Source organism: Pseudomonas rhizozeae, from assembly GCF_031583775.1.
In the GTDB taxonomy this organism is placed as follows: Bacteria; Pseudomonadota; Gammaproteobacteria; order Pseudomonadales; family Pseudomonadaceae; genus Aquipseudomonas.
Genome location: NZ_JAVLSB010000022.1, coordinates 1 through 20,362, shown reverse-complemented (window position 1 = coordinate 20,362; position 20,362 = coordinate 1). Strand labels below are relative to the sequence as shown.

The 20,362-nt window shown below is 61.8% G+C and carries 14 protein-coding genes; 10 read left to right on the top strand and 4 right to left on the bottom strand.

What is annotated here, in order from left to right:
* Positions 1 to 165 precede the first annotated feature (165 nt).
* Positions 166 to 1,395, top strand: coding sequence for an acyl-CoA dehydrogenase (locus tag RG836_RS07595; RefSeq protein ID WP_310844479.1), 1,230 nt, complete (start codon positions 166 to 168; stop codon positions 1,393 to 1,395).
* Positions 1,396 to 1,592: 197 nt separating this feature from the next.
* On the opposite strand, the gene RG836_RS07590 is transcribed toward RG836_RS07595, so the two are convergent.
* Both RG836_RS07590 and xthA read right to left on the bottom strand, forming a co-directional pair.
* Positions 1,593 to 2,933, bottom strand: coding sequence for a phosphate ABC transporter substrate-binding/OmpA family protein (locus RG836_RS07590; protein WP_310844477.1), 1,341 nt, complete (start codon positions 2,931 to 2,933; stop codon positions 1,593 to 1,595).
* 212 nt (positions 2,934 to 3,145) lie between these two features.
* The gene (gene xthA, locus RG836_RS07585; RefSeq protein WP_310844475.1) at positions 3,146 to 3,958 is read right to left on the bottom strand and encodes an exodeoxyribonuclease III; all 813 of its coding nucleotides are present in this window, start codon (positions 3,956 to 3,958) and stop codon (positions 3,146 to 3,148) included.
* Between the two features lie 279 nt (positions 3,959 to 4,237).
* On the opposite strand from xthA, the gene RG836_RS07580 reads away from it, so the two are divergent.
* The 7 genes from RG836_RS07580 to RG836_RS07550 all read left to right on the top strand — a co-directional run bounded on the left by RG836_RS07580 (position 4,238) and on the right by RG836_RS07550 (position 15,418).
* Positions 4,238 to 4,888 (top strand): GNAT family N-acetyltransferase, encoded by a 651-nt coding sequence (locus RG836_RS07580; RefSeq protein WP_310844473.1) that lies wholly within the window; start codon positions 4,238 to 4,240, stop codon positions 4,886 to 4,888.
* A gap of 67 nt (positions 4,889 to 4,955) precedes the next feature.
* Positions 4,956 to 6,683, top strand: coding sequence for an autotransporter assembly complex protein TamA (locus RG836_RS07575; protein ID WP_310844472.1), 1,728 nt, complete (start codon positions 4,956 to 4,958; stop codon positions 6,681 to 6,683).
* Complete coding sequence (locus RG836_RS07570) at positions 6,680 to 10,366, top strand: translocation/assembly module TamB domain-containing protein (protein ID WP_310844471.1); 3,687 nt, start codon at positions 6,680 to 6,682, stop codon at positions 10,364 to 10,366. Before RG836_RS07575 ends, RG836_RS07570 begins: the two co-directional genes overlap by 4 nt.
* A 205-nt stretch (positions 10,367 to 10,571) precedes the next feature.
* Positions 10,572 to 11,045, top strand: coding sequence for a MarR family winged helix-turn-helix transcriptional regulator (locus tag RG836_RS07565; protein ID WP_310844470.1), 474 nt, complete (start codon positions 10,572 to 10,574; stop codon positions 11,043 to 11,045).
* Positions 11,042 to 12,517, top strand: a complete 1,476-nt coding sequence (locus tag RG836_RS07560) for an efflux transporter outer membrane subunit (protein ID WP_310844468.1) — start codon at positions 11,042 to 11,044, stop codon at positions 12,515 to 12,517. Before RG836_RS07565 ends, RG836_RS07560 begins: the two co-directional genes overlap by 4 nt.
* Positions 12,518 to 12,532: 15 nt before the next feature.
* A complete protein-coding gene (locus tag RG836_RS07555) occupies positions 12,533 to 13,735 on the top strand; it encodes an HlyD family secretion protein (RefSeq protein ID WP_310844466.1) in 1,203 nt (400 codons plus the stop codon).
* A gap of 150 nt (positions 13,736 to 13,885) precedes the next feature.
* On the top strand, positions 13,886 to 15,418 hold the full coding sequence (locus RG836_RS07550) for a DHA2 family efflux MFS transporter permease subunit (RefSeq protein ID WP_310844465.1): 1,533 nt from the start codon (positions 13,886 to 13,888) through the stop codon (positions 15,416 to 15,418).
* Between the two features lie 227 nt (positions 15,419 to 15,645).
* On the opposite strand, the gene lpxH is transcribed toward RG836_RS07550, so the two are convergent.
* Complete coding sequence (lpxH, locus tag RG836_RS07545; RefSeq protein WP_310844464.1) at positions 15,646 to 16,398, bottom strand: UDP-2,3-diacylglucosamine diphosphatase; 753 nt, start codon at positions 16,396 to 16,398, stop codon at positions 15,646 to 15,648.
* Entirely contained in the window at positions 16,395 to 16,898 is a 504-nt protein-coding gene (locus tag RG836_RS07540) for a peptidylprolyl isomerase (protein WP_310844463.1), read from the bottom strand. Before RG836_RS07540 ends, lpxH begins: the two co-directional genes overlap by 4 nt.
* Before the next feature lie 248 nt (positions 16,899 to 17,146).
* Between RG836_RS07540 and RG836_RS07535 the strand changes: the two genes are divergently transcribed.
* Entirely contained in the window at positions 17,147 to 18,847 is a 1,701-nt protein-coding gene (locus RG836_RS07535; protein WP_310844462.1) for a glutamine--tRNA ligase/YqeY domain fusion protein, read from the top strand.
* A gap of 19 nt (positions 18,848 to 18,866) precedes the next feature.
* Positions 18,867 to 20,249, top strand: coding sequence for a cysteine--tRNA ligase (cysS, locus tag RG836_RS07530; RefSeq protein ID WP_310844460.1), 1,383 nt, complete (start codon positions 18,867 to 18,869; stop codon positions 20,247 to 20,249).
* Positions 20,250 to 20,362: the final 113 nt, after the last annotated feature.

Sequence of the window (20,362 nt, the reverse complement as noted above, 5' to 3'; positions counted from 1 at the left end):
GTGAATCGTTGTCCGGTGGGGACCCTGAAAATTGGCCGATCATATATCGGTGATGAATGTTAATACACGCCGAGAATAGGTTAGGTAAATTTTCGTAGCTGATCTAGCATCGATTCCATGTCCTCAATACCGACTTCAACGGTCTCGTCAGAAAGGTAACTGCCCATGGATTTCGCTTATTCGCCCAAGGTTCAGGAACTGCGTGAGCGCGTCACCGCGTTCATGGATGCTTACGTCTATCCCGCCGAAGCGGTGTTTGAGCGGCAAGTGGCCGAAGGCGATCGCTGGCAGCCGACGGCCATCATGGAAGAGTTGAAAAACAAGGCCAAGGCTGAGGGCCTGTGGAATTTGTTTCTGCCTGAGTCGGAACTGGGCGCCGGCCTGACCAACCTCGAATACGCCCCACTGGCCGAGATCATGGGCCGCTCGCTGCTGGGCCCGGAGCCGTTCAACTGCTCGGCGCCGGACACCGGCAACATGGAAGTGTTGGTGCGCTACGCCAACGAAGAGCAGAAGCAGCGCTGGCTCGAGCCGTTGCTGCGCGGGGAAATCCGTTCGGCCTTCGCCATGACCGAACCAGATGTCGCCTCCTCCGACGCCACCAACATGGCCGCCCGCGCCGTGCGTGATGGCGACGAGTGGGTGATCAACGGCAAAAAATGGTGGACCTCCGGTGCCTGCGACCCGCGCTGCAAAATCCTCATCTTCATGGGCCTCAGCAACCCAGACGCGCCACGCCACGCGCAGCACTCGATGATCCTGGTGCCGGCGGATGCGCCGGGGGTGAAGATCGTCCGGCCGTTGCCGGTATTCGGTTACGACGACGCACCCCACGGTCACGCCGAAGTGCTGTTTGAAAATGTCCGGGTGCCGTACGAAAACGTCTTGCTGGGTGAGGGACGCGGCTTCGAAATCGCCCAGGGTCGCCTCGGCCCAGGGCGGATTCACCACTGCATGCGTTCGGTGGGCATGGCCGAACGGGCGCTGGAATTGATGTGCAAGCGTTCGGTCAGCCGCACTGCGTTCGGCAAACCGCTGGCACGCCTGGGCGGCAACATCGACAAGATCGCCGACTCGCGGATGGAAATCGACATGGCGCGCCTGCTGACCCTGAAAGCGGCGTACATGATGGACACCGTCGGCAACAAAGTGGCGAAAAGCGAGATCGCGCAGATTAAGGTAGTGGCGCCGAACGTGGCATTGAACGTGATTGATCGGGCGATCCAGATGCACGGCGGGGCAGGGGTTTCCAATGACTTCCCGCTGGCCTATATGTACGCCATGCAGCGCACCCTGCGCCTGGCCGACGGCCCGGACGAAGTGCACCGCGCAGCGATTGGCAAGTTCGAAATCGGCAAGTATGTGCCGAGAGAGTTGATGCGCAGCAGTCACTGATAAACAGCTGTGCCTGGGTAGGGAGCTTGTTTCCAGCCACTCAGTGAAAACTGGTGCTTTTTGTGGCGAGGGAGCTTGCTCCCGCTTGAGTGCGCAGCACTCACAAAGCGCTCATGGACGACAGGAATTTCAGGGCCGCTTCGCGCCCCAGCGCGAGCAAGCTCCCTCGCCATAAAGTTTTTTGCCACAAGGCCACCTCAGTACACCCACACTTCTACCCGGCGGTTCTTGATCCGGCCTTCGTCGCCGCTGTTTGCCGCCACCGGCATCTGCGCGCCGAAGCCGCGAATCTCGCGGAACACCACGCCGCTCTTGACCAGTTCCCGGCGTACCGCCATCGCCCGTAATTTCGATAGCAACTCCGCGCGCGCCGGGTCGCTCTTGGCGTCGCCGAACCCTACCAGCGTGACCTGGCGATTGAGCTTGTTGTGCTGCTTCAGATAGTCGAGCACCCGCGTCACATCCTGGCGAGCCTTGTTGTCGAGGCTGGCGCTGCCTTCTTCGAAGCGAAAGTTCACCGTCAGGCGTTGAGCCTTGGCGCTGATCGCCTGATAGCCCTCGGGCATGGACGCGGTAGGACTGACGCTGATGGCTTGTACCGTCTGGGCGATAAAGCCGTTGGCCGCGACGATCGCCTGGCCCTTGTGGCTTTGTGCGAACGCCACCAGCGCCGCGGCCCACGGATTGGCATTGTTCGGCGGCAGGTACAGGAACAGGCGACGGGACAGCGGATAGTCTTCGGTGGCGATCAAACTGCGCAACGGCAACATCGGCAGGGAGTCGCCGTCGGCAATTGCCAAGGCTTTCGCCTGACGTACGTAAGGCAAACCGATAAAGCCGATGCCTTGCGGATCCTGGCTGACAGCGTCGGAGAGTTCCTCGCTGGATTCGTAGCGCTTGGCCGTAGGCAACAGCGCTTTGCCACGTCGGCTGAGGACCAATTCCTTGAAGGTGTCGTAGGTGCCGGACTGATCATCCCGCGCGTACAAGTGAATATTCCCACCGCGACCACCCAGGCTTTCCCACGTCTGAACCTGGCCACTGAAGACCTGCGCCAGGTGCTCGGTGCTGAGTTGGCTCAGTGGATTGCCCGGATGGACGATGATCGCTACGCCGTCCACCGCAATGACTTGCTCGGCACTGGGGCTTTTCAGGTCGCCCAAGGGTTCGAGGTCGACCAGTTCGCTGTCCTTGATCGGTCGCGATGACGCGGCCAGGTCCGCGGTGGATTGTTTCAGCGCGCTGAACCCCGTGCTGGAGCCGTGTGCGGCCAGTTCCACCACCACCCGCCGACTCTGGGCGTTGAGGCCGACAATCTGTTCTTCATTAATGCTGGCCGACGGTTCGCTATGGATCTTGCTGAACCCCTGTTCCTGCATCAACCCCTTGATCAACGCCGGCCCCAACGCCGCGCCAATGGTGTTCGAGCCCTGGATGCGCAGCACCGACCCCTGCTCGGGAGTGGGCAAGTTACCCGCGACCACCGCCAGAGGTAACCCGGCGCACAGCGCCAGTAACAATGAAATGCACAGCCGCATGCCGGCACCTTCTATGGACAAAGGAAGTGCCGGGAGATTAAGACAGAGAGATTGCTGAAAGATGACAGGGTTGTGATCTATGCAGCGCCGCTGACCCCTGTGTGAGCTAGCTTGCTAGCGATGGCGGACTGTCAGATACATCTATGCTGACTGGCCATCGCGGGCAAGCCCGCTCCCACAGGTTTTGGTGTGATTTTGAAGAGGGCGTCAGATCAGCTCAATTCCAGCCAGATCGGCGCATGGTCCGACGGCTTTTCCATGGCCCGCAGTTCGTAGTCCACACCCGCATCCTTGACCCGTGGCAGCAAGCCATGGGACGCCATGATCAAGTCGATGCGCAGCCCGCGCTTGGGTTCGTCTTCGAAACCGCGGCTGCGGTAGTCGAACCAGCTGAAGCGGTCGGCGACGTCCGGGTTGAGGTGGCGGAAGCTGTCAGTCAGGCCCCAGTTCTTCAGGCGCGCCATCCATTCGCGTTCTTCCGGCAGAAAGCTGCATTTGCCGGTTTTCAGCCAGCGCTTCATGTTGTCCGGGCCTATGCCGATGTCGTTGTCTTCCGGGGAAATGTTCACATCGCCCATGACCACCAGCGCCTGGTCATTGCGGAACTGGCTTTCGAGCAATTGCTGCAGATCGCTGTAGAAGCGTTGCTTGGCCGGGAATTTAGTCGGATGGTCGCGGCTTTCACCCTGGGGGAAATAGCCGTTCATGATGGTCACCGGCACGCCATTGGCGTCAGCGAAAGTGCCCCAGATAAAACGCCGCTGGGCGTCTTCTTCGTCGCTGGCGAAGCCTTTGTGCACGGCGATCGGTTCCTGGCGCGAGAGCAGCGCGACGCCGTAATGGCCTTTTTGCCCGTGGTAATACACGTGATAGCCCAGCGCTTGCACTTCGGCCAATGGGAACTGCTCGTCGTGGACTTTGGTTTCCTGCAGGCCGATGACGTCTGGCTGATGCTTCTCGATCAGCGCCGCCAACTGGTGGGGGCGGGCGCGCAGCCCGTTGATGTTGAAGGAGACGATCTTCATGGTCGGCAGTCCTGGCAAAACTGCGATGCTAGCTGACATGTAGGAGTGGGGCCAGTGTCGGGGTAAGGGGATTCGTATTCAGCCAGGATTTTTACCGCAGCACCGGCGTCTTCGCGAGCAGGCTCGCTCTCACAGGTTATGGTCTATACCTGTGGGGGCGAGCCTGCTCGCGAAGGTAGCCAACACTGATTCGGATCAGAACGGAACTGTGCCAACCCTATAGGCTCGTAACCAGAAGAGCGTCGTCATTTGAACGATGACCCGGGGAGTTCGACCGTCATGCCTGAAACATCCACCGCCATTGCTGACATCCATATGCTCGACAGCGGCTATTCCCGCGAAGCCCGCTCGCTGCTTTATCAGGCTTACCGTCACGAGCCGACCTTCGCCTACCTGTTCGAAGCCGAGCGCCCGGGCTATGAACAGCGGGTGCGCGCCACCGTGCGCGAACTGGTCAAACAACATTTTTTGCAGGATTTGCCGGCCATCGGCCTGCTGGTCAATGACCGGCTGATCGGCATCGCGCTGATCGCGCCACCGCAACGGCGCCTGGGGATCACCGAGAGCTGGGCGTGGCAATTGCGCATGGTGCTCAGCACCGGTTTTCGCTGCACCCGGCGCTATCTGGAGTACCACGCGGCGGTAACGGCCTGCCAGCCGTCGGATGCGGTGCACATGTTGCCGCTGCTGGGGATTCATCCGCAATTCCAGGGCAAGCACTTCGGCGAGCAGTTGCTGACGGCGGTACACAACTGGTGCGCAGTCGATGAACATTCGCAAGGCGTGGTGCTCGATACGGGGAATCCTCGCTATCTGGAGTTCTATAAACGTCAGGGCTACGAGGAAATCGGCGAGGTGGCTGTAGGACCTGTCCGCGAACATGTTTTTTTTCACGCCAACCCTCAGGTGTTGCAAAGCGCCAGCGCTTAATGAGGACGAACTTTCCGGGCGCGCCAGGCTCTATCACGCTCCCACGCTCGTGATAGCATCCGCGCCTATGAAGTTTCCAGGAAGAATCACCAGCGGTTTGCTCATGCTGTTCAGCAGTTGCGCGGCGCTGGCCCAAAGTGAATTGGACGTCCGCATCAAGCCGTCCAACGACGCGCTGAAAGCCAATATCGAAGGCTACATTGGCAGCCTCGGCGATCGTGACGAGCAGGCGCTTGAGCGCTTCAGCCGTGGCGCCGAGGAGCAGGCGCGCAAGGCCGCGCAGGCACTCGGCTACTACCAGCCGCAGATCGACAGCGAGGTCCGAGGCGGCAAAACCCCACGCCTGACCCTGAAGATCGAGCCCGGCGAACCGGTGCATTTGCGTAACGTCACGGTGCGCATCGACGGCCCGGCGGCGTCGCTCAAAGCCTTCCGCGTACCCGCCAGCGATGTGCTGAAACCCGGCGCGGTGCTCAACCACGGCCACTACGATGACGCCAAGCGGCTGATCCAGAACCAGGCCTCGCGCTACGGTTTTTTCAGCGGCCGCTTCACTCAGCAGCGCCTGTCGGTAGACCCGCGCGCCGGCGTCGCCGACATCGAATTGATCTACGACAGCGGCCCGCGCTACGCCTTGGGCCAGGTCAGTTTCGAGGGCGATACGCCGTTCGACGAAGACCTGCTGCAACGCATGGTGCCGTTCAAAAGCGGCGCGCCCTACGATTCCGAACTGATTGCCGAACTTAACCAGGCGTTGCAATCGAGCGGCTATTTTGAGGGCGTGCGTGTCGACGCCGCACCGACGGCGGCCAAGGACCGAGTGATCCCGGTGGCGGTCAAACTCGACACCCGCAAGCCGCGAACCATGGGCCTGGGCCTGGGCTATTCCACCGACGTCGGGCCCCGGGCCAAGGCCAACTGGACCCGCCATTGGGTCAACCCCCAGGGCCACAGCTACGGCTGGGAAACCGAAGTCTCCGCGCCACGGCAGAACGTCGGCGTGTTTTACGACATCCCCCTCGATCCACCGCTGACCGACAAACTGCGTTTCGCCGGCGGTTACCAAAACGAAGAAATCGCTGACGAAGACAGCCTCAGCAAACTGCTGACGATTGGTCCGGAGTGGCACAGCAAGCTGCCCAGCGGCTGGCAGCGGGTGGTGTCGCTGAAGTGGCAGCGTGAGGAATATCGCCTCGGCGATGACTCGGGCCTGAGCACCTTGCTGATGCCTGGCGTCAGTTACTCGTATCTGAAAAGCGACAACCGCATCGACCCGCACAACGGCTATCGCCTGACCTTCGAAAGCAAAGTCGCCAAGGAAGGGCTCGGCTCGGACAACAATCTGGTGTACGGCACGGCGCTGGTCAAAGGCCTGACCACCGTGTTCGACAAGCATCGCTTGCTCGGCCGGGTGCAGGTCGGTGGCAGTGCCACCAACGGTTACAAATCGATTCCGCCGTCGTTGCGCTTCTTCGCCGGTGGCGACCAGAGCGTGCGCGGCTACGACTATCAAAGCCTGTCGCCGGAGAACTCCGACGGCGACCGCATCGGTGGCCGCTACATGGTCGCCGGCAGTGTCGAGTATCAGTATTCGGTTGCCGACAAATGGCGCGTCGCGACCTTCGTCGACCAAGGCAACTCCTTCAACAAACTCGAATTGCCGAACCTCAAGACCGGCGTCGGCATTGGCGTGCGCTGGGTCTCGCCGGTCGGGCCGATCCGCCTCGACCTCGCCCATGCACTGGATGACGACGGCGGCATCCGCTTGCACTTTTCCATGGGGCCTGAGCTGTGAAGCGTGGTGTGAAGATAACGCTGCTGACGGTGCTCGCGCTGTTGCTGTTGATCGTGCTGGCACTGGCCAGCGTGCTGGGAACCGCCGCCGGTAGCCGTTGGGTGCTGGGCCTGGTGCCGGGTTTGAGCACGGAGCATTTCCAGGGTCGCCTGGGCGGGCAATGGAGCGCGGATCACCTGGTGTGGCAGCAGGGCAGTGATCGGGTCGAGCTGGACAAGGTGATCTTCGCCTGGTCGCCGCTGTGCCTGACCCGCATGACCCTGTGCATCGAGCAATTGAAAGCCGACCAGGTCAGCCTGCAATTTCCACCGACCAACGATGAACCGAGCAGCGCGCCGATCAGTCTCCCAGACCTGAAATTACCGCTGGCCCTTGAACTGGGCGACGTGCAGGTCGGCAGCTTGCTGTTTAACGGCAGCGAAGAACTCAAAGGGCTGCAACTGGCGGCGCACTGGACGGCCAAGGGTTTGCAGATCGATTCGGTGCATTTGCAACGTGACGAGCTGAGCTTGAACCTCAAAGGCCTGTTGCAACCCAGCGGCAACTGGCCGCTGTCCGTCGAGGGCGCGCTGAGCCTGCCGGCACCCGGCGACGGACCCTGGGCGTTGGCCCTGAAAGCCGAAGGCGACTTGCTGAGAACCCTCAACCTGACGGCAGACAGCAGCGGTTACCTCAACGGCCAATTGACCGGCGAATTGCAGCCGCTGGCCGACAATCTGCCGGCCAAGGTCCGCATCACCGCGGACGGGTTCAAGGCCAGTGCCGATTTACCCGACACCCTGCAACTCAACCAAGTGGAACTGACCGGCGACGGCAATCTCAAGGTCGGTTACCAGTTGCTCGGCAAGGCCAGCCTACCGGCGGAACAAGGCCCGGTGGCGTTGCTGTTGCAAGGCAAGGTCGACGCCCACGGCGCGCAGATCGCCGGCCTCGACCTCACCGCCAACGACAAACAAAGCCTGAAGCTCAACGGCGCGCTGGACTGGCGCCAAGGCTTCAGCGCGGAGGCAAAAATCGCCTGGCTCGACTTCCCCTGGCATCGCCTCTATCCGCTGATCGACGAACCGCAAGTCGCGGTCCGTCGCTTCAACGGCGAGGTGTCGTACACCGACGGCAAGTACCTCGGCCACTTTGATGCCGCGCTGGACGGGCCGGCAGGGGCGTTCACCCTTAACAGCCCATTCAGCGGCGACCTGACCAAGATCTACCTGCAACAACTGCAGTTGATTGCCGGTCAAGGCAAGGCCGATGGCCACTTGAACCTGCAGTTCGCCGACGGCATTGCCTGGGACACGGCGCTGGATTTAACCGCGATCAACCCGGCGTTCTGGATCGCCGAATTGCCCGGCACGCTGGCCGGGCCGTTGCGCAGCCAAGGTGAAATGAAGAATGAACACCTGAGCCTCAGTGCCGATCTGGATTTGAAAGGCACATTGCGCGGGCAACCGGCGGTGCTGCAAGCCAAGGCTGACGGTGCCGGCGAACGCTGGAACCTCAGTGCCCTGGACATTCGCCTCGGGGATAACCGGATCAACGGCAGCGGCAGCGTGCAGCAAAAGCTCGCCGGCCAACTCGACATCAAACTTACGCGACTGGCGCAACTCTGGCCGCAACTGCGCGGGCAAATCAGCGGCCGCATGGACGTCGCCGGCACGCTCAAGGCGCCGCAAGGCAAACTGGCGATGCAGGGTTCGCAGCTGGCGTTCGAAGACAATCGTCTGCAAAGCCTCAACCTCGACGCCACGCTCGACAGCGCACAACGGGCGAACATCAACCTCAAGGGCAGCGGCATCCAGGCGGGTGACACCGCGCTCGGCACCCTGACCGCCAGCGCCCAGGGCGACAGCAAACGGCAGAAGCTCAGCCTTGATTTGCTCGGGCCGACATTGAAGCTGGCGCTCGGCTTCGACGGCGCGCTGGACCAAGGCAATTGGCGCGGACGCCTGGCCAGCGGCAACGTCAAGGCCGGCGGCCAGGACTGGACGCTGCAAGCCCCGGCCCGACTCGAACGGCTGGCGGACGGCAAACTCAACTTCGGCGCCCATTGCTGGATGTCCGGCGCGGCCAGCCTGTGCGGTGAGGACCAGCGGCTGATGCCCGAGCCGAAGCTGCGATATCACCTCAAGCAATTCCCGATCGACAGCCTGGCGCAGTGGTTGCCCAAGGATTTCGCCTGGCAGGGCAAGCTCAATGCCGACCTGCAACTGGATCTGCCGGCCAGCGGCCCCAATGGCCAGGTCACGGTCGACGCCAGCGGCGGCACCCTGCGCATGCGTGACAAAGAGCAATGGCTGGACTTCCCGTACCAGACCCTCAAGCTCACCAGCAAACTGACGCCCAAACGCATCGACACCGACCTCAATTTCGTCGGCGGCAAACTCGGCGAATTGACGGTGCAGGCGCAGATCAATCCGCTGCCGCAGAACAAACCGCTTAGCGGTTCGTTCCGTCTCAGCGGCCTCGACGTTTCGGTGGCGCGGCCGTTTGTGCCAATGGTGGAAAAACTCAGCGGGCGGTTGAACGGCAGCGGCACTTTGTCCGGCGGGTTGCTGGCGCCGTTGGTCAACGGCAACCTGCTGCTGAGCGACGGCGAGGTGTCCGGGCCGGAACTGCCGATCAGCCTCGAAGGCCTGAAACTGCAAGCCGTGATCGCTGGTGAAACCGTGCAGCTCAACGGTGACTGGAAAAGCGGCAAGGCCGGGCAGGGCAGCCTCGATGGCAACATCGCCTGGGGTCAGGCTTTGGCGGTGGACCTGCAGCTCAAGGGCACGCAACTGCCGATCAGCGTTGAGCCTTACGCGCACCTGGAAATGGCCCCGGACCTGAAGATTTCCATGAAGGACAACCAACTCGCGGTGGCCGGCAAAGTGCTGGTGCCCACGGGCGAAATCACCGTGCGCCAATTGCCGCCATCGACGGTCAAGGTCTCGGACGACACGGTGATCGTGGGTAACCAGACCGAAGAAGGCAAAACCCCGATGGCCATGGCGATGGACATCGACGTGATCGTCGGCCAGGACCCTGGCAAAGGCAAACTGAGCTTCGCCGGGTTTGGCCTGACTGCCGACCTGCAGGGGCAGGTGCACATCGGCGACAACATGGACACCCGCGGCGAGTTGTGGCTCAACGACGGCCGCTACCGGGCCTACGGCCAGCGCCTCACGGTGCGTCGGGCGCGGCTGTTGTTCGCCGGGCCCATCGACCAGCCGTACCTGGACATCGAAGCGATTCGCCAGACCGACGACGTGATCGCCGGTATTCGCCTGAGCGGCAGCGCCGAGCAGCCGACCACGCAAATCTTTTCCGAACCGGCCATGAGCCAGGAACAGGCGTTGTCCTATCTGGTGCTCGGGCGACCCCTGAGCACCAATGGCGAGGACAACAATATGCTCGCCCAAGCGGCGCTGGGGCTGGGCTTGATGGGCAGCTCCGGAGTCACCAGCAGCATGGCGAAAAACCTCGGCATCCAAGACTTCCAGCTCGACACCGAAGGCAGCGGCGACGCCACCAGCGTGGTCGCCAGCGGTAACTTGTCGGAGAAACTCAGCCTGCGTTACGGCGTCGGCGTGTTCGAACCGGCCAACACCATCGCCCTGCGTTACAAGCTAAGCAAAAAGGTCTACCTGGAAGCCGCCAGCGGCGTCGCCAGTTCGCTAGACATCTTCTACAAACGGGATTTCTAAGCCCCCTCCCGCCCTCTGTGGCAGGGATTGCCTCTGTGGCGAGGGAGCCTCGCCACGAAAACTGTCCATCCTCTTCATGCGCCCATGGCCAAAGTGCCACTGGTCAGCTCATTTACAAAGCTTGCTAACTAATGCTTGGCCATTCGCTGCCTAAGCAGTAACATCTCGACATACATTCCCTGCCTAAGCAGTTAATAGGTCTCTCATGAAGCATTTCACCCCTGAAGAATTCAAGGATTGTCACCTCGGGCTGTTGCTCGGGCGTGCGGCGCTGCTGAAGGACAAGATCATCGACACGCACATGGAACCGCACGGCATCACCGCCGCGCAGTTCAAGGTGTTGATCATCATGGCCCAGTTCGGCGTCGACACCCCGGCTGAGCTGTGCCGGCACTTGTCCCTCGACAGCGGTTCGATGACGCGCATGCTCGATCGCCTGGAGCAAAAAGGTTTTCTCGTCCGCCAGCGTTCCGAAAACGACCGCCGGCAGATTCGCCTGGTGCTCAACGAGGACGGCCAGGCCTTGATCGATCGCCTGCCGCAAATGGGCGCCGAGGCGATGAACGAGTTGGCCGGGGCGATCACTAGGGAAGAGCTGCACACCCTGGAAAACATCCTGAAAAAAATCCTGCTGGCTGCCGGCGACCCCATCACTGTCCTGAGGCTGGGTGACAAATGAACCGTCAAACCTTGCGTGCGCAGCTAGGCCTGGTGTTGCTGGCCATGAGCCTGGCCGGCTGCGCCAACTTCAGTGGCCTGCATTCCGAAGGCGTGAGCCTTGAGGCGAAAAACCTGCAGGCCGGGCAATCCCTCAGCGGCGTGACCCTGTCGCCCGCCGCGTGGCCCACCAGTGACTGGTGGAAGAGCCTGGGTGATCCGCAGCTCGACGGCTTGATCCGCGAAGCACTGAAAGACAGCCCGGACATGCAGATCGCCGATGCGCGCGCCCATCAGGCCAACGCTGCTGCCTATGCCGCCGAGGCCGAGCGCCTGCCAACCGTGGACGCCAGCGCCGGTATCAGTCGTTCACGGCTGGCCCGCGATCAGGACCCGAGCGGGCAGGGCGGACGTTATTCGACCCTGCGCAGTGTCGGCGCCACGTTCAATTACAACTTCGATCTGTGGGGCGGTCAGCGTGCAGCCTGGGAAGCGGCGCTGGGTGAAGCCCGCGCGGCCGAGGTCGACCAGCAAGCGGCGCAATTGACCCTCGCCGCCGACGTCGCCCGCGCCTATAGCGATCTCGGCCAGGCGTACATCGTCCATGACATCGCTCAGGAAGACCTCAAACGCACCCGGCAAATGCTCGATCTGAGCCAGCGCCGCTTGAGTTCCGGGATCGACAGCCAGTATCAGTTTCAGCAAACCGAAAGCCTCGAAGCCAGCTCGCAAGCCAGCCTGGTCGACGCCGAAAAACGCCTGAACAGCGCCAAAATTGCCCTGGCTGTGTTGCTCGGCAAGGGCCCTGATCGCGGCAATGAGATTGCCCGGCCAAACGTACTCAATGCCAGTGCGGTGGCGTTGCCGTCGACCTTGCCGGCCGAACTGCTCGGCCGGCGTCCGGACCTGGTGGCCGCGCGCTGGCGGGTCGAGGCGGCGAGCAAGAACATCGACGCCAGCAAGACCCGTTTCTATCCCAACCTCAACCTGAGCGCCGCAGCCGGTGCCGAGTCGTTGCTGGGCGATGCGATGTTCGGGTCCGCCAGCCGTTTCTTCAACATTGCGCCGACCGTGTCGCTGCCGATCTTCGACGGTGGTCGCTTGCGCGCCGACCTCGATGCCCGCGATGCCGACTACGACCTCGCGGTGGCGCAGTACAACAAAAGCCTGGTCAAGGCGCTCGGCGATGTCAGCGACAGCATCAACCAGTTGCGCGACATCGGCCGGCAGATTGCTGCCCAGCAACATGCCACCGAGATTGCCCAGGATTCTTACAACACCGTGGTCCAGCGTTATGGCTCAGGGATCGGCAACTACCTGGACGTGCTCAGCATCGAGCAGCAATTGCTCCAGGCCCAGCGCGAGCTGGCCAACCTGAATGCCGAGCGCATCGACCTGTCGATCCAGTTGATGCAGGCCTTGGGCGGCGGTTTTTCCGCTGACGGCCTCGCCTCGGCCGGCCCGCTTACCGCGCCCGCCACGCAGACTCATTAATTCAAGGTACTTGTCATGGCCACTGCCGATACCACTCAACCTGCTGAAAACACCCCGGAGCAACCCAAGTCCCGCAAACGCAAACTCATGCTGCTGATCCTCGCCGTGGTCGTGCTGCTCGCCGGCGCCGGTGTATGGGTCTATCACGAGATGTACGGGCGCTGGAGCGAGAGCACCGACGACGCCTACGTCAACGGCAACGTGGTGGAAATCACCCCGCTGGTGACCGGCACCGTCGTCAGCATTGGCGCCGATGACGGTGACCTGGTGCACGAAGGCCAGGTGCTGGTGAACTTCGACCCGAATGATGCCGAAGTCGGACTGCAAAGTGCCCAGGCCAACCTGGCCCGCACGGTGCGCCAGGTGCGCGGCTTGTACAGCAACGTCGACGGCATGAAAGCCCAGGTCAACGCACAACAGGCCGAAGTGCAGAAAGCTCAGGACAACTTCAACCGCCGCAAGAACCTCGCCGCCGGCGGGGCGATTTCCCAGGAAGAACTGTCCCACGCCCGCGACGACCTGACCTCGGCGCAAAACGCCTTGGCCAACGCCCGGCAGCAGCTCAAGACCACCAGCGCCCTGGTCGACGACACCGAAGTGTCCTCGCACCCGGACGTGATGGCCGCCGCCGCCAACCTGCGCCAGGCCTACCTGACCAATGCCCGCAGCACCTTGATCGCGCCGGTCACCGGATACGTCGCCAAGCGCACCGTGCAACTCGGTCAGCGGGTGCAGCCGGGGACCGCGTTGATGGCGGTGATCCCGCTGAATCAACTGTGGATCGACGCCAACTTCAAGGAAACCCAGCTCAGCGACATGCGCATCGGCCAGCCAGTTGACATCGAAACCGACCTGTACGGCAGCGACGTGAAGTTCAGCGGCACCATCGACAGCCTCGGCGCCGGCACCGGCAGCGCGTTCGCCTTGCTGCCGGCGCAGAACGCTACGGGCAATTGGATCAAGATCGTCCAGCGGGTGCCGGTGCGGGTGCACATCAACCCCGATGACTTGGCCAAACACCCGCTGCGGGTTGGCCTGTCGACCGTGGTCGACGTCAACTTGCACGACCAGAGCGGCCCGGTGCTGGCCCAGCAACCGCCGCAGAAAGCCTCGTTCAGCACCAACGTCTACGACCGTCAGTTGGCCGAAGCCGACGCGATGATCGCCCGGCTGATCCACGACAACAGCGCCGCCGCCAGCAAGACCGCGCAGCGTTAACCGGCCCGATTCTGTGAGGGCGAGCCTGCTCGCGAATAGCGTCAGCCCCTCCAGTCGAGGGGCGTCAGACACATCCTTCGCGAGCAGGCTCGCTCCCACCGGGTTAGCTGCGTCCAAACGCAGCGTTAATCAGCTTTCACAGGATTCGCGATGAGCAATAACGCCTCCTTCACGCCACCCAGCCTGCTGCTCAGTACCATCGGGCTATCCCTGGCGACGTTCATGCAGGTGCTCGACACCACCATTGCCAACGTGGCCTTGCCGACGATTTCCGGCAACCTGGGGGTCAGTTCGGAGCAGGGCACTTGGGTGATCACCTCGTTTGCCGTGAGCAACGCAATTGCCTTGCCGCTGACCGGTTGGCTGAGCCGTCGCTTCGGTGAAGTGAAGCTGTTTATCTGGGCGACCCTGCTGTTTGTGATCGCCTCGTTCCTCTGCGGGATTTCCACCTCGATGCCGGAACTGGTGGGCTTTCGCGTGCTGCAAGGGGTGGTGGCGGGGCCGCTGTACCCGATGACCCAGACGTTGCTGATTGCCGTGTATCCGCCGGCCAAACGGGGCATGGCCCTGGCGCTGCTGGCGATGGTCACGGTGGTGGCGCCGATTGCCGGGCCGATTCTCGGCGGGTGGATCACCGACAGCTACAGTTGGCCGTGGATCTTCTTTATCAATGTGCCGATCGGCCTGTTCGCCGCGTTCGTGGTGACCCAGCAGATGAAGAAACGCCCGGTGGTCACCAGCCGCCAGCCGATGGATTACATCGGTTTGATCGCGCTGATCATTGGCGTCGGTGCGCTGCAGATTGTTCTCGACAAAGGTAACGATGCCGACTGGTTCGAATCCAACTTCATCATTATCGGCACGGTCATCTCGGTGATCGCCCTGGCGTTTTTCGTGATCTGGGAAATGACCGACGAGCACCCGGTGGTCAACTTGCGGCTCTTCGCGTACCGCAACTTCCGCTATGGCACCATCGTGCTGATCCTGGGTTATGCCGGATTCTTCGGCATCAACCTGATCCTGCCGCAGTGGTTACAGACGCGGCTGGGCTATACCGCGACCTGGGCCGGTTTTGCCGTGGCGCCGCTGGGGATTCTGCCGGTATTGCTGTCGCCCTTTGTCGGCAAGTACGCGCCGAAATTCGACATGCGTCTGTTGGCCGGGCTGGCGTTCTTGGCGATTGGCTTAAGTTGCTTTATGCGCGCCGGTTTCACCAACGAAGTGGACTTCCAGCACATCGCGCTGGTGCAGTTGTTCATGGGGATTGGCGTGGCGTTATTCTTTATGCCGACCCTGACCATCCTGCTGTCGGACCTGCCGCCGAGCCAAATCGCCGACGGCTCAGGCCTGGCGACGTTCCTGCGGACCCTGGGCGGCAGCTTTGCGGCGTCGCTGACCACCTGGATCTGGATCCGCCGCGCCGACCAGCACCATGCCTACCTGACCGAAAGCATCAACACCTACGAACCGGCGACCCGCGAGGCGCTGGCGCAACTGGGCGGTGCAGGGGCCAAGGCCTACAGCCAGCTCGATCAAGTGGTGGTGAGCCAGGCGTACATCATGTCCACGGTGGATTACTTCACCTTGCTGGGCTGGATGTTCATGGGGCTGATCCTGATCGTCTGGCTGGCCAAACCACCGTTCACCGCCAAGGCTGGGCCGGCGGCGTCGGGTGGGCACTGAGATTTTTTAGAGACTGGAGAGATCTGGAGAGATCAGGAAAGACCTGTGAGATACCTGTGGAGATGTGCGACCAGCCTGGAACACTGTGGGAGCTGGCTTGCCAGCGATAGCGGTTGTTCAACTGGCACTTATGTCGACTGACACACCCTCATCGCTGGCAAGCCAGCTCCCACAGGTTTTGTGTTTGCCACAGGCTTTGTATCTGCCACAGGATTTCTGGACAGCTATTAATGTGCGGGAGCAGGCAGTTGCGGTGGCGGCGCAAAATCAAACGCCGCCAACTGGTAACCCTGTTCGTCTACCTGCAATGCCCAGCCCTGGCGATCCCAATCCCCCAGCACGATGCGCTTGGCTGCCAGCTCGCCGATCTGCAATTTGTGGATCGCCGGGCGGTGGGTGTGGCCGTGGATCAGGGTTTTGACCCCGTATTCGCGCATGATCCGCGGGATTTCCTCGGGCGTGACGTCGACGATGTCGTTGGCCTTCATCCGGGTTTGCGCGCGGCTCTCGCTGCGCAGCTTGCGCGCCAGTTTATGACGGGTGCGCAGCGGCAAATGGCGCAGGATGAACAGCGTTATGGGATTACGCAGGTAGCGCCGCAGCTTCATATAAGCTTCGTCGCGAGTGCAAAGACTGTCGCCGTGCATCAACAGCACCGGCTCGCCCTCGAATTGCACGACACTCGGGTCCTTCAGCAAGGTGCAGCCGGCCTGTTTGCAAAAGGCCTGGCCGAGCATGAAGTCACGGTTGCCGTGCATCAGAAAAATCGCCGTGCCGCTGTCGCTGAGGTTGCGCAGGGCCTGGCAGATGGAGCGCTGGAAAGGCGTCATGGCATCGTCGCCAATCCACGCCTCGAAAAAGTCGCCGAGGATGTACAACGCACTTGCCGAGCGGGCACGTCCGGCGAGCAGATCCAGAAACGCCCGGGTGATGTCCGGGCGCTCCTCTTCCAGATGCAAATCTGAAATCAGCAGTATCACTCAATGATCTCGGCTTTCTCGATGATCACGTCGTCTGCAGGTACGTCCTGGTGGCCGGCTTTGGACGTGGTCGAGACGCCTTTGATCTTGTCCACGACGTCGGTGCCGTCGATCACTTCGCCGAAGACCGCGTAGCCCCAACCCTGGGTGGTTTTGCCGCTGTGGTTAAGGAAGCTGTTGTCCGCCACGTTGATGAAGAACTGCGCGGAGGCCGAGTGCGGTTCCATGGTGCGGGCCATGGCCACCGAGTACTTCTTGTTCGGCAGGCCGTTGTCGGCTTCGTTCTGGATGCTTGGGCGCTTGTCTTTCTTTTCTTTCATGCCAGGTTCGAAGCCGCCACCCTGGATCATGAAGTTGCCGATGACCCGGTGGAAAACGGTGTTTTCGTAGTGGCCGGCGTTAACGTATTCGATGAAGTTGGCCACGGTGATCGGGGCTTTCTCGGCGTTCAGTTGCAGAACGATGTCACCGTGGTTGGTGGTCAGTTTGACTTTCGACATGATGATTACTCTTTCTGGGAATTCGTGGGTTTCGGGGCGCGAGGCCCGCAACCGGTCCGGCCAGTGACGGCCAAGGAGCGCAGTTTAGCGTGACAGGCGCGAATTTCGAGGCTGTTTTTCATTTACGGCTTATTAAATGCGGCCGTTTGCCGAGCTGCTCTGTCAGCGCCTCGACGGCATCGGCTATGATAGCGGCTTTGTTTTGTCTGGCCCTTCGTCCGGCCGCGCACTGTATGTTCAAGGATCCTATGAGCAAGCCCACTGTCGACCCTACCTCGAATTCCAAGACCGGCCCGGCCGTGCCGGTCAATTTCCTGCGCCCGATCATCCAGGCGGACCTGGACTCGGGTAAGCACACACAGATCGTCACTCGCTTCCCGCCGGAGCCCAACGGCTACCTGCACATCGGCCATGCCAAGTCGATCTGCGTGAACTTCGGCCTGGCCCAGGAGTTCGGTGGCGTCACGCACCTGCGTTTCGACGACACCAACCCGGCCAAGGAAGACCAGGAATACATCGACGCGATCGAAAGCGACGTCAAGTGGCTGGGTTTCCAGTGGTCCGGTGAAGTGCGCTACGCCTCGCAGTATTTCGATCAACTGCACGACTGGGCGGTCGAGCTGATCAAGGCCGGCAAGGCCTACGTCGACGACCTGACCCCGGAGCAAGCCAAGGAATACCGCGGCAGCCTGACCGAGCCGGGCAAGAACAGCCCGTTCCGTGAGCGCAGCGTCGAAGAAAACCTCGACTGGTTCGCGCGCATGAAGGCTGGCGAGTTCAAGGACGGTGAACGGGTGCTGCGGGCGAAGATCGACATGGCTTCGCCGAACATGAACCTGCGCGACCCGATCCTGTACCGCATCCGCCACGCTCACCATCACCAGACCGGTGACAAGTGGTGCATCTACCCGAACTACGACTTCACCCACGGTCAGTCGGACGCCATCGAAGGCATCACCCACTCGATCTGCACCTTGGAATTCGAAGGCCATCGCCCGCTGTACGATTGGTTCCTCGACAACCTGCCGGTGCCGGCGCATCCGCGTCAGTACGAGTTCAGCCGCCTCAACCTGAACTACACGATCACCAGCAAGCGCAAGCTCAAGCAATTGGTGGACGAGAAGCACGTACACGGTTGGGATGACCCGCGCATGTCGACCCTGTCGGGCTTCCGCCGTCGCGGCTACACGCCGGCGTCGATCCGCAACTTCTGCGACATGGTCGGCACCAACCGTTCCGACGGCGTGGTCGATTTCGGCATGCTCGAGTTCAGCATCCGTCAGGACCTCGACCAGAACGCCCCGCGCGCCATGTGCGTGCTGCGTCCGTTGAAGGTGGTGATCACCAACTACCCGGAAGGCCAGGTCGAAAACCTCGAGCTGCCGCGTCATCCGCAAAAAGAAGAACTGGGCGTGCGCAAGCTGCCGTTCGCCCGTGAAATCTACATCGACCGCGATGACTTCATGGAAGAGCCGCCGAAGGGCTACAAGCGTCTGGAGCCGAACGGCGAAGTGCGCCTGCGCGGCAGCTACGTGATCCGCGCCGACGAAGCGATCAAGGACGCTGACGGCAACATCGTCGAGCTGCGCTGCTCGTATGACCCGGATACCCTCGGCAAGAACCCTGAAGGCCGCAAGGTCAAGGGCGTGGTGCACTGGGTGCCGGCCGCCGCCAGCATCGAGTGCGAAGTGCGTCTGTACGATCGCCTGTTCCGCTCTCCGAACCCGGAGAAGGCTGAGGACAGCGCCAGTTTCCTGGACAACATCAACCCTGACTCGCTGCAGGTCCTCACTGGTTGTCGTGCCGAACCCTCGCTGGGCGACGCACAGCCGGAAGACCGTTTCCAGTTCGAGCGCGAAGGTTACTTCTGCGCGGATATCAAGGACTCGAAACCCGGTCACCCGGTCTTCAACCGGACCGTGACCCTGCGTGATTCGTGGGGCCAGTGATTCAAAGGAAACGATTAAAGTGCTGACGATCTACAACACGCTCACCAAGAGCAAAGAAGTCTTCAAGCCGCTGGATGGCAACAAGGTGCGCATGTACGTCTGCGGGATGACCGTGTACGACTACTGCCACCTGGGCCACGGCCGCAGCATGGTCGCGTTCGACCTGGTGACCCGCTGGTTGCGGTTCAGCGGCTATGACCTGACCTACGTGCGCAACATCACCGACATCGACGACAAGATCATCAACCGCGCCAACGAAAACGGCGAATCGTTCGAAGCCTTGACCGAGCGCATGATCGCGGCGATGCACGAAGACGAAGCGCGGCTGAACATCAAGAAGCCGGATATGGAACCCCGTGCCACCGACCATATCCCCGGCATGCACGCGATGATCCAGACCCTGATCGACAAGGGTTACGCCTACGCCCCCGGCAATGGCGACGTGTACTACCGCGTCGGCAAGTTCATGGGCTACGGCAAGCTGTCGCGCAAGAAGATTGAAGACCTGCGTATCGGCGCGCGCATTGAAGTGGACGAGTCGAAACAGGACCCGCTGGACTTCGTGCTGTGGAAAGCCGCCAAGCCTGGCGAGCCGAGCTGGGAATCGCCTTGGGGCGCCGGGCGTCCGGGCTGGCACATCGAGTGCTCGGTGATGTCGACCTGCTGCCTGGGCGAGACCTTCGACATTCATGGCGGCGGTAGCGACCTGGAGTTCCCGCACCACGAAAATGAAATCGCCCAGAGCGAAGCGGCCACTGGCAAGACCTACGCCAACGCGTGGATGCACTGCGGCATGATTCGCATCAATGGCGAGAAGATGTCCAAGTCCTTGAACAACTTCTTCACCATCCGCGACGTGCTCGACAAATACCACCCGGAAGTCGTGCGTTACCTGCTGGTCTCGAGCCACTACCGCAGCGCCATCAACTACTCGGAAGACAACCTCAAGGACGCCAAGGGCGCACTCGAGCGTTTCTACCATGCGTTGAAGGGGTTGCCGGTGGTCCCGGCGGCGGGCGGCGACGCCTTTGTCGAGCGCTTCACCCAGGTGATGAACGATGACTTCGGCACGCCCGAAGCCTGTGCGGTGCTGTTCGAGATGGTCCGTGAGATCAACCGCCTGCGCGACAGTGATCTCAACGCCGCGGCCGGCCTGGCAGCGCGCTTGAAAGAACTGGCCAGCGTGCTGGGCGTGTTGCAGCTCGAAGCCGATGACTTCCTGCAAGCAGGCGCCGCAGGGCGGGTCGATTCGGCTGAAATCGACGCGCTGATCGCCGCGCGCCTGGCGGCACGGGCCGGCAAGGACTGGGCCGAGTCCGACCGCATCCGCGACCAGCTCACCGCCATGGGCGTGGTGCTGGAGGATGGCAAGGGCGGCACCACTTGGCGCCTGGCTGATTGATGGCTTGAATCGCTGCAAAACAAAACCCGCCTGGTGCGGGTTTTTGTTTTTGGGGTGACCGGGCTGGCGCCATCGCGGGCAAGCCCGCTCCCACAGGTTTCTGTGTCGTGCAT